Raw genomic sequence first — 10,458 nt, 5'->3', positions numbered from 1 at the left:
ACTTCTTCGGTCAGGATTAGTTTGATGTTACTTTATTCGATATTGCTTTTTGTTTTGAATTTAAGTTATTAATTGAATCGATTTTATAGTGCTACCTTCATTGCAATCAATTTTGGGTTGGTGTTTGGATCGAAGGAAAGTGATAGTGTGTGACCTTTCATCTATATAATTTAAATAAGATATATCGAAATTTTCGACGGTTGCATTTTATAGGGCTGTTTGACAGCACTTTCCGTCACCATCAAATGTTATTGATTTTTAGCATCCTGAGTTAACATAAGAAGCAATCAAGCTGCGTTATGTTTCGCAGTACCATCCCCTGACAGGAGTATGTAATGTCCAAGCAACAGATCGGCGTTGTCGGTATGGCAGTGATGGGGCGCAACCTGGCGCTCAACATCGAAAGCCGCGGTTATACCGTCTCCATCTTCAACCGCTCCCGCGAAAAAACCGAAGAAGTTGTTGCCGAGAACCCGGGTAAGAAACTGGTTCCGCACTACACGGTGAAGGAGTTCGTCGAGTCTCTTGAAACCCCACGTCGTATCCTGTTAATGGTGAAAGCGGGCGCTGGCACCGATGCTGCCATCGATTCCCTGAAGCCGTACCTTGATAAAGGCGACATCATCATTGATGGTGGCAATACCTTCTTCCAGGACACCATTCGTCGTAACCGTGAGCTGTCTGCTGAAGGCTTTAACTTCATCGGTACCGGTGTATCCGGTGGTGAAGAGGGCGCACTGAAAGGCCCATCCATCATGCCTGGCGGTCAGAAAGAAGCGTACGAACTGGTTGCTCCGATCCTGACTAAGATTGCTGCGGTTGCCGAAGACGGCGAACCGTGTGTGACTTATATCGGTGCTGATGGTGCAGGCCACTACGTGAAAATGGTTCACAACGGTATTGAATACGGCGACATGCAGCTGATTGCTGAAGCTTATTCTCTGCTGAAAGGCGGTCTGAACCTGTCTAACGACGAGCTGGCCACCACCTTCACAGAATGGAACGAAGGCGAGCTGAGCAGCTACCTGATCGACATCACCAAAGATATCTTCACTAAGAAAGACGAAGAAGGTAAGTACCTGGTTGATGTGATCCTGGATGAAGCGGCCAACAAAGGCACCGGTAAATGGACCAGCCAGAGCTCTCTGGATCTGGGCGAGCCTCTGTCGCTGATCACCGAATCCGTATTCGCTCGTTACATCTCCTCCCTGAAAGAGCAGCGCGTTGCAGCATCTAAAGTGCTGACTGGCCCGCAGGCGAAACTGGCTGGTGATAAAGCTGAATTTATCGAGAAAGTACGTCGCGCACTGTACCTGGGTAAAATCGTCTCCTACGCACAGGGCTTCTCTCAGCTGCGTGCCGCTTCTGACGAATACAACTGGGATCTGAACTACGGTGAAATCGCGAAGATCTTCCGCGCGGGCTGTATCATTCGTGCGCAGTTCCTGCAGAAAATCACCGACGCCTACGCTGAAAATGCGGGCATCGCAAACCTGCTGTTGGCACCGTACTTCAAAAACATCGCTGACGATTACCAGCAGGCGCTGCGTGATGTTGTTGCCTACGCGGTACAGAACGGTATTCCGGTACCAACCTTCTCTGCGGCTGTGGCGTACTACGACAGCTACCGTGCAGCAGTACTGCCAGCTAACCTGATTCAGGCTCAGCGTGACTACTTCGGGGCGCATACTTATAAACGCACCGATAAAGAAGGTGTGTTCCACACCGAATGGCTGGATTAATCTGATTTAAGCCAACCGCAAATGCAGGCCCGGAGCGCTCCTCCGGGCTTTTTTATGCCCAGAAAACAGCATTCAGTCAGGTCTGATAGCCGCCGTTGCAGTAAATCGCGATATACTGACCCCACGCTTACCCGATACCACTGCGTTGGGTCCCACGGCGGTGACGTGTTCACCTTCAAATGTTTAACCGGAAGAAGTTACAGAACCGATGAAGATAACTATCTCAGGAACAGGGTACGTTGGCCTGTCGAACGGCATTTTGATCGCCCAGCATCACGAAGTCGTCGCGTTGGATATCATCCAGTCCAAAGTCGACATGCTGAATCAGAAAAAATCGCCCATCGTGGATAAAGAGATTGAAGAGTATCTGGCGACGAAACCACTGAATTTCCGGGCGACGACCGATAAGCATGATGCCTACCGCGATGCGGACTACGTTATCATCGCGACCCCAACGGACTACGATCCGAAAACCAACTATTTCAACACGTCGAGCGTAGAGTCGGTTATCCGCGACGTTATCGAAATCAACCCGCAGGCGGTGATGATTATCAAATCCACCATTCCGGTTGGTTTTACCAAATCGATTAAAGAAGAACTGGGCATCGACAATATCTTCTTCTCGCCGGAATTCCTGCGCGAAGGCCGCGCGCTGTACGACAACCTGCACCCGTCGCGTATCGTCATTGGCGAACGCTCCGAACGTGCCGAGCGGTTTGCCTCGCTGTTACAGGAAGGTGCGGTCAAACAAGATATTCCGACGCTGTTTACTGACTCCACTGAAGCCGAAGCCATCAAGCTGTTTGCCAATACCTATCTGGCGCTGCGCGTGGCCTACTTTAATGAGCTGGACAGCTATGCCGAAAGCCTGGGTCTGAACTCGCGTCAGATTATCGAAGGGGTGTGTCTCGACCCGCGTATCGGCAATCACTACAACAACCCGTCGTTTGGTTACGGTGGCTACTGCCTGCCAAAAGATACCAAACAGCTATTGGCCAACTATGAAGCCGTGCCGAATAACATCATCGGGGCTATTGTTGATGCTAACCGCACGCGCAAAGATTTTATTGCTGACTCTATCCTCGCGCGTAAGCCGAAGGTGGTGGGCGTTTACCGGCTGATTATGAAGTCCGGCTCTGATAACTTCCGCGCCTCCTCCATTCAGGGGATTATGAAGCGTATTAAGGCCAAAGGTATTCCGGTAATAATCTATGAACCGGTGATGAAGGAAGATGAATTCTTCAATTCACGCGTAGTGCGCGATCTCAATGCCTTTAAGCAGGAAGCTGACGTCATCATCTCCAACCGTATGGCCGAAGAGCTGGCGGATGTGGAAGAGAAGGTGTATACCCGCGACCTGTTTGGTAATGATTGATTGCTAAACGATCGCCGCGACTTTGCTGGCGAACTGAATCAAAAAGCCCTCTTGATGAGGGCTTTTTGCTATTCACACTTTATAAAACGCGCGATACCAATCGACGAAGTTCTTCACCCCATCTTTCACCGAGGTTTGCGGTCTGAACCCTACCAGATCGTAAAGAGGCTGCGTCTCGGCGCTGGTCTCCAGTACGTCGCCCGGCTGCATGGGCATCATGTTTTTCTCAGCTTTTACGCCAATCGCTTCTTCCAGAGCGGTAATGTAATCCATCAGCTCAACCGGGGAGCTGTTACCGATGTTGTAGACGTGATACGGCGCGGAGCTGGTCGCCGGAGAGCCGGTTTCAACCGTCCATTCGCTGTTTGGCTCCGGGATAACATCCTGCAGGCGGATAATGGCTTCGACGATATCATCAATGTAGGTGAAGTCGCGCTTCATCTTGCCGTAGTTGTAGACATCAATGCTTTTGCCTTCCAGCATGGCTTTGGTGAACTTGAACAGCGCCATATCCGGACGACCCCAAGGGCCATAAACGGTGAAAAAACGCAGCCCGGTGGTCGGAAGGCCATACAGATGCGAATAGGTATGCGACATCAGCTCATTGGCTTTCTTGGTGGCCGCGTACAGTGAGACCGGGTGGTCCACGCTGTCATCGGTGGAGAACGGCATTTTGCGGTTCAGACCGTAGACCGAGCTGGATGAAGCGTACAACAGGTGCTGCACCTTATTATGACGGCAGCCTTCTAGTACGTTGAGATGACCGACGAGATTGGCCTGGGCGTAAGCATGCGGATTTTCCAGCGAATAGCGCACACCGGCCTGAGCGGCGAGGTGGATGACGCGGTCAAACTTCTGCTCGGCAAATAAAGCCGCCATGGCCGGCGTGTCCGCCAGATCCATTTTCACAAAATGGAAATCTGCTGATGGCAGCTGGTCGAGGCGCGCCTGCTTCAGGCTGATGTCGTAATAATCATTCAGATTATCAATCCCGACAACCTGATGTCCGGCAGCGAGCAGGCGCTGGCTGACATGAAAACCAATAAAGCCCGCGGCGCCGGTGACCAAATATTTCATAGCATTCCTCAAACCCAATTCTGATGCGATTATCGCTTTTAGGCGCGATCATACCGTCTGTCGACAAAAAAATATAATCGTTATCGGTCATTAAGGTTATCGGGGGAGGGCATAAAGCGAAAAACCCGGCACAGTGGCCGGGCTTGAAGAAAGGACTTACTGATGACGTGCGCGCAAATTCTCAATCACCGTCGTCAAATCCAGCTCCTGATCCTGCAGCAGTACCAGCAGGTGATACATCAGATCCGAAGCTTCGTTCTTCAGCTCAAACTTATCGTGAACCGTTGCCGCCAGCGCGGTTTCCACGCCTTCTTCCCCCACTTTCTGCGCAATGCGCTTGGTGCCGCTGGCATACAGTTTGGCGGTATAGGAACTTTCCGGGTCGGCGGTTTTGCGCTCGGCCAGCAGTTGCTCTAACTGATACAGGAACAGCCACTGGTGGCTGGTATCGCCAAAGCAGCTTGAGGTGCCTTTATGGCAGGTTGGGCCAATGGGATTCACCAGCACCAGCAGGGTATCGTTGTCGCAGTCCGGCGCGATGCTGACCACGTTCAGGAAGTTGCCGGAGGTTTCACCTTTGGTCCACAGACGCTGTTTAGTGCGCGAGTAAAAGGTGACTTTGCCGGACTCCTGGGTTTTAGCCAGCGCGTCCTGATTCATATAACCCAGCATTAAAACTTCGCCGGAAACCGCATGTTGGATGATGGCGGGCATCAGTCCGTCGGTTTTTTCCCAGTCCAGTTGTTCAGTTAACATACCCGTATCTCCACGCCCTGTGCTGCCAGGTACGCTTTTAGTTCGCCAATATTGATAATCTGCTTGTGGAATACCGATGCCGCCAGCGCGCCGTCAACGTTGGCATCGCGGAAGGCTTCGAGGAAGTGTTCCATCGTTCCCGCGCCGCCGGAGGCGATAAGCGGCACGCGGCACACGTCGCGCACTTTCTTTAACTGCGCCAGGTCGTAGCCGTTACGCACGCCGTCCTGGTTCATCATGTTGAGGACGATTTCGCCCGCGCCGCGCTTCTGCACTTCCTGCACCCAGTCGAGGGTTTCCCATTGAGTGACGCGGGTGCGGCTTTCATCGCCGGTGTATTGGTTGACGTGATACTTACCCGTATCGGCATCAAACCAGGTATCAATCCCCACCACAATGCACTGCACGCCAAAACGATCCGCCAGACGGGTGATCAGCTCTGGGTCGGCCAGCGCCGGGGAGTTGATAGAAATTTTATCAGCGCCGAAAGAGAGAATACGCGCTGCATCGTCAATGGATTTAATGCCACCGGCGACGCAGAATGGAATGTCGATAACTTCGGCTACGCGGGAGACCCAGCTTTTATCAACCACTCGGCCATCGCTGGAGGCAGTGATATCGTAGAACACCAGTTCATCCGCGCCTTCATCGGCGTAGCGTTTTGCCAGCGGAACGATATCGCCAATAATTTCGTGGTTGCGGAACTGCACCCCTTTAACGACCTGACCATCACGCACATCGAGACAAGGAATTATCCGTTTTGCCAGCATTGGATGGCCTCCGTTACGTTAAATTTACCTTCCAGCAGCGCGCGTCCGACAATCACACCGCGTACGCCGGTGCCGCGCAGGGCGGCAATATCGTTAAGGTCTCCAATGCCGCCGGAGGACTGAAACGCCACCTGCGGATAGCGCGCGCAGACTTCTTCATACAGCGACACGTTGGAGCCAGCCAGCGTTCCGTCACGGGAAATATCGGTGCACAGTACGTGTTGCAGGCCAACCGGCAGATAGGTCTCAACCAGCTCCTCCAGCGTGACGCCGGAGTTTTCCTGCCAGCCGCTGACGGCGACCTGCTTGGTGCCGTTATCGTCAATACGCACGTCCAGCGCCAGCACCAGGTGTTCTGCGCCAAAGCGCTTGAACCAGCCCTTGACCACGTCAGATGATTTCACCGCCGTCGAACCGACGACCACGCGCGCGACGCCAGCCTCAAGCAATGCCGCCACGTCTTCTTCCGTACGGACGCCGCCGCCAACCTGTACCGGGACGTTCACCCCAGCAACCAGCGTTTTCAGCAGCGGGATCTGGCGTTGGGCCGGATCTTTTGCCCCGGTTAAATCCACCAGGTGCAGCACTTCGGCACCTTGTGCCGCGTAATCCTGCAGGCGCGGTAGCGGATCGGTGCCGTAGTCGCGTTGCTGGCCGTAGTCTCCCTGATGGAGACGCACGACGGTGCCGTTAATCAAATCTAAAGCAGGAATGATCATTACATCTCCAGGAAGTTTTTCAGCAGCTGTGCACCCGCCGCACCTGAGCGCTCTGGGTGGAACTGCACGCCGTAAAAATTATCTTTCTGCACGGCGGCAGTAAACGGTTCGCCGTAGTGACACTGGGCGATGGTGTACTCGTTAACCGGCATGGCGTAGCTGTGAACAAAGTAGAAGTACGCGCCGTCTTCAATGCCGCGGAACAGGCGATCGCCGGCCTTTGGGTGGACGCGATTCCAGCCCATGTGCGGCAACGGTAGACCAAAATCGGCCATCTTCGGTACGTCCTGGTCGATGATCCCCAGCAGGTCAACGCCATGCGTCTCTTCGCTACGGCGGCCAAGCAGCTGCATACCAAGGCAAATGCCCAGTACCGGTTGAGTACAGGCTTTAATCAACTCAACCAACTCACGTTCGCGCAGCTGGTCCATAGCGGCTTGCGCGGTCCCTACGCCTGGCAAAAACAGTTTGTCGGCGCGCAGCACCACTTCTGGCTCTCGGCTGACCACCGGCTCATAGCCATGGCGAATAATCGCCGACTTTACCGAGTTGAGGTTGGCGCAGCCGGTATCGAGGACAACCACGTTCATCACAGCACTCCTTTTGAGGAGGGTAGGGTATCGCCGTCCACGCGAATCGCCTGGCGCAGCGTGCGGCCAAAGACTTTAAACAGGCTTTCCACGCGGTGGTGATCGTTTTTGCCTTTGGTTTTCAGGTGCAGCGTTACGCCCATGGTGTAGGAGAGCGAGCGGAAGAAGTGCTCGATCATCTCGGTGCTCAGATCGCCGACGCGCTGATAGGTAAACTCGGCTTTATATTCCAGGTGCGGGCGGCCGGAAATATCCAGCGCGCAGCGCGCCAAACACTCGTCCATTGGCAGGACGAAGCCAAAACGGTTGATGCCGCGTTTGTCACCCAGCGCCACTTTTAACGCCTCGCCCAGCGCCAGACCGGTATCTTCTACCGTGTGGTGATCGTCAATATAGAGATCGCCCTTCACGGTAATGTTCATACGGAAGCCGCCGTGGGTGGCAATCTGGTCGAGCATATGGTCGAAGAAGCCGACGCCGGTGTTGATTTTGCTGCCGCCTTCGCGGTCGAGCCACACCTGGACGTCAATCTGCGTTTCACGCGTATTGCGTTCGATACGCGCATAGCGGTCGCGGCGGGTCAGCTGCTCGCCAATCGCTGCCCAGTTCAGGGTCTCGCGATTATATTGCAGGCCGGTGATGCCCATGTTGGTCGCCAGCTCGACATCGGTGAGGCGATCGCCAATCACATAGCTGTTGGCGGTATCCATCACTTCATTAGCCAGCCAGGCGGTGACCAGCTGAGTTTTCGGTTTACGGCATGCGCAGTTGTCCGCCGGCAGGTGCGGGCAAATCAGCACATCGTCAAAGGCAACGCCCTGCGAGGTGAAGATCTGCATCATCAGGTTGTGCGGGCCGTCAAAATCGGCCTGCGGGAAACTGTCGGTACCTAGGCCGTCCTGATTGGTGATCATCACCAGTTTGTAACCGGCTTTTTGCAGCTTCAGCAGAACGGGAATGGCGTCCGGCTCGAAGGCCAGCTTGTCAAAACGGTCTACCTGATAGTCGCTTGGTGGCTCGGAAATCAGGGTGCCATCACGATCGATAAAGAGAAACTTCTGGGTCATACGGTCTCCGCTTTCAAAGCGTCAATCACGCGCTGGCTCTCTTCACGAGTGCCGATAGTGATGCGCAAACAGCCGCTTAAAGATGGTTGTTTATTCTGGTCACGTAAGATAATGCCTTGATCCCATAAAGATTTAAATACGCTGCTGGAGGCTTTGATACGAGCCAGTACGTAGTTGGTCTCGGAATCAAATACCTGTTCGACGCAGTCGATAGTGCGCAGCGCCTCCACCAGGTACTGACGTTCATCAAGAATTTGGTCCACGCGCTGGCGCATCGCGGCAATTCCCTGCGCGCTAAGCGCCTGGGCGGCGATATCGGCAACCGGCGTAGAGAGCGGGTAAGGGGCAATCACCTTCATTAATAGCGCGATCACCTCTTCGTTCGCCAGGGTAAAGCCGCAGCGCAGCCCTGCCAGCGCGAAGGCTTTGGACAGCGTGCGCAGAATCACCAGATGAGGGTATTCGGCCAGCCAGCCTGCCAGCGTTGCCTGCGGGCAGAACTCGATATAGGCCTCGTCAGCCACAACCAGCGCGCTATCACGGGTCATCTCCAGCAGGGCACGGAAATCCTGCGGATTGATAATCTGCCCGGTGGGGTTGTTCGGGCTGCAGACGTACACCACTTTGACGTTCGCGAGGCTATCGGCAATGGCCGGCAGATCCAACTGCCAGTCGGCTTTGGCGGGCACCGTGCGGCATTCAACGCCAATGGTTTCGGCGCTGACGCTGTACATGCCGTAGGTCGGTGGGCAGAACAGCACCGCATCGCGGCCCGGCTCGCAGAAGGCGCGAACCAGCAGCTCAATGCCTTCATCCGCGCCGCGGCTGACCAGCACCTGCTCTGGCTTCACGCCCGCATAGGCGGCGTAGTTTTCAATCACTGCTTTTGGCTGACATTCCGGATAGCGGTTCAGCGTCTGCTGGCTTAGCTCAAACGGGATCGCCGTGGGGAATTCGTTGGCATTCAGCCAGACGTCACCTTTGCCGCCCAGACGGCGCGCAGACTGATACGGGGTCAGGGCGCGAACGTTATCGCGGGCTAACTGTTCAATGCTCATGCTTGCTCCTTGAGGGCGTTAACGCGCAGGGTAACGGCATTTTTGTGGGCGGTTAGCAGCTCGGCGGCGGCCAGCGTTTCAATGGTAGCGGCGATAGCGGAGAAGCCTTCGCGGGATAATTCCTGAACGGTCATCCGTTTCTGGAAGTCCGCCAGCCCGAGGCTGGAACAGGTCGCCGTATAGCCATAGGTCGGCAGAACGTGGTTGGTGCCGGAAGCGTAGTCGCCCGCAGACTCCGGCGACCAGTCGCCGAGGAACACGGAGCCAGCGCTGGTAATATCGTCAACCAGCTCGCGGGCATTGCGGGTCTGAATAATCAGGTGCTCCGGGCCATAGGCGTTGGAGATTTCAATACACTGCGCCAGATCTTTGGCCACGATTAAACGGCTGGCGGAAAGCGCCTGGCGGGCGGTTTCGGCGCGGGACAGCTCGGCGAGCTGACGTTCAACGGCTTCGGCAACGCCAGCGGCAATCTGCGCGTCCGGGGTCAGCAGAATGACCTGCGAATCCGGGCCGTGTTCGGCCTGTGAGAGCAGATCGGAGGCAACAAAGTCCGGCGTCGCGCCGCTGTCGGCGATCACCAGCACTTCTGACGGCCCTGCCGGCATATCAATCGCCGCGCCGTCAAGGCGCTGGCTGACCTGGCGTTTGGCTTCGGTGACATAGGCGTTGCCCGGCCCGAAGATTTTATCGACCTTGGCAATAGACTCGGTGCCCAGCGCCAGCGCGGCAATCGCCTGCGCGCCGCCGACGTTAAACACCTCTTTCACGCCGCACAGCTGCGCGGCATAGAGGATCTCATCGGCAATGGGCGGCGGCGAGCACAGCACCACTTTTTTGCAGCCGGCAATCCGAGCTGGAGTCGCGAGCATCAATACGGTAGAAAACAGCGGCGCGGAACCGCCGGGAATATAGAGGCCAACGGACGCAATCGGGCGAGTCACCTGCTGGCAGCGGATGCCCGGCTGAGTTTCGATATCCACCGGTGGCAGGATCTGTGCCTGGTGGAAGGTATCGATATTACGTACCGCCGCTTGCATCGCCTGTTTAAGCTCATCGCTCAGACGGTCGCTGGCCTGCTGGATCTCTTCGGCGGTGACGCGTAATGCACCGACTTTAGTCTTATCAAATTTGGCGCTGTATTCGCGCAGGGCGGTATCGCCGTTGTTTTTGACGTTATCGAGGATCTCAGCCACCGTGCGGGTGATGCTGTCGGATGCGGAGATCGCCGGGCGCATTAACAGCGCCTGCTGCTCTTCGGGGCTACAGCTATTCCAGTCAATCAGGGTATTGAAGCTCATGGC

Annotated in this window: 10 protein-coding genes; 2 read left to right on the top strand and 8 right to left on the bottom strand. The window is 55.2% G+C overall.

The genetic code is table 11. The annotated features are described in order from the left end of the window. The first annotated feature begins 335 nt into the window (after positions 1-335). Together gndA and ugd are read left to right on the top strand one after the other, a co-directional pair. Entirely contained in the window at positions 336-1,742 is a 1,407-nt protein-coding gene (gene gndA / locus LZ634_RS20785; RefSeq protein ID WP_052285265.1) for an NADP-dependent phosphogluconate dehydrogenase, read from the top strand. Between the two features lie 208 nt (positions 1,743-1,950). After that, entirely contained in the window at positions 1,951-3,117 is a 1,167-nt protein-coding gene (gene ugd, locus LZ634_RS20780; RefSeq protein WP_234508612.1) for a UDP-glucose 6-dehydrogenase, read from the top strand. Between the two features lie 72 nt (positions 3,118-3,189). On the opposite strand, the gene LZ634_RS20775 is transcribed toward ugd, so the two are convergent. The 8 genes from LZ634_RS20775 to hisD form a co-directional block, all read right to left on the bottom strand. Further along, positions 3,190-4,194, bottom strand: coding sequence for an NAD-dependent epimerase (locus LZ634_RS20775; RefSeq protein WP_234508610.1), 1,005 nt, complete (start codon positions 4,192-4,194; stop codon positions 3,190-3,192). A 156-nt stretch (positions 4,195-4,350) separates the two neighbouring features. Then, positions 4,351-4,950, bottom strand: coding sequence for a bifunctional phosphoribosyl-AMP cyclohydrolase/phosphoribosyl-ATP diphosphatase HisIE (hisIE, locus tag LZ634_RS20770; protein WP_234508608.1), 600 nt, complete (start codon positions 4,948-4,950; stop codon positions 4,351-4,353). Further along, positions 4,944-5,720 (bottom strand): imidazole glycerol phosphate synthase subunit HisF, encoded by a 777-nt coding sequence (hisF, locus tag LZ634_RS20765; RefSeq protein WP_234508606.1) that lies wholly within the window; start codon positions 5,718-5,720, stop codon positions 4,944-4,946. The genes hisIE and hisF overlap by 7 nt, the downstream gene beginning before the upstream one ends. Next, positions 5,702-6,439: a 1-(5-phosphoribosyl)-5-[(5-phosphoribosylamino)methylideneamino]imidazole-4-carboxamide isomerase gene (hisA, locus tag LZ634_RS20760; RefSeq protein WP_234508604.1), complete on the bottom strand. Its 738-nt coding sequence runs from the start codon at positions 6,437-6,439 to the stop codon at positions 5,702-5,704. Before hisA ends, hisF begins: the two co-directional genes overlap by 19 nt. Next, the gene (gene hisH / locus LZ634_RS20755) at positions 6,439-7,029 is read right to left on the bottom strand and encodes an imidazole glycerol phosphate synthase subunit HisH (protein ID WP_234508602.1); all 591 of its coding nucleotides are present in this window, start codon (positions 7,027-7,029) and stop codon (positions 6,439-6,441) included. The genes hisA and hisH overlap by 1 nt, the downstream gene beginning before the upstream one ends. Next, positions 7,029-8,096, bottom strand: coding sequence for a bifunctional histidinol-phosphatase/imidazoleglycerol-phosphate dehydratase HisB (hisB, locus tag LZ634_RS20750; RefSeq protein ID WP_234508600.1), 1,068 nt, complete (start codon positions 8,094-8,096; stop codon positions 7,029-7,031). Before hisB ends, hisH begins: the two co-directional genes overlap by 1 nt. Further along, a complete protein-coding gene (gene hisC, locus LZ634_RS20745) occupies positions 8,093-9,154 on the bottom strand; it encodes a histidinol-phosphate transaminase (RefSeq protein WP_234508598.1) in 1,062 nt (353 codons plus the stop codon). Before hisC ends, hisB begins: the two co-directional genes overlap by 4 nt. Next, positions 9,151-10,455, bottom strand: coding sequence for a histidinol dehydrogenase (gene hisD, locus LZ634_RS20740; protein WP_234508596.1), 1,305 nt, complete (start codon positions 10,453-10,455; stop codon positions 9,151-9,153). Before hisD ends, hisC begins: the two co-directional genes overlap by 4 nt. Between the last annotated feature and the right edge of the window lie 3 nt (positions 10,456-10,458).

The sequence above is a fragment of the Kluyvera intermedia genome, assembly GCF_021440345.1.
Lineage (GTDB): Bacteria > Pseudomonadota > Gammaproteobacteria > Enterobacterales > Enterobacteriaceae > Kluyvera > Kluyvera intermedia_A.
This window is presented reverse-complemented; position numbering and strand designations above follow the sequence as displayed.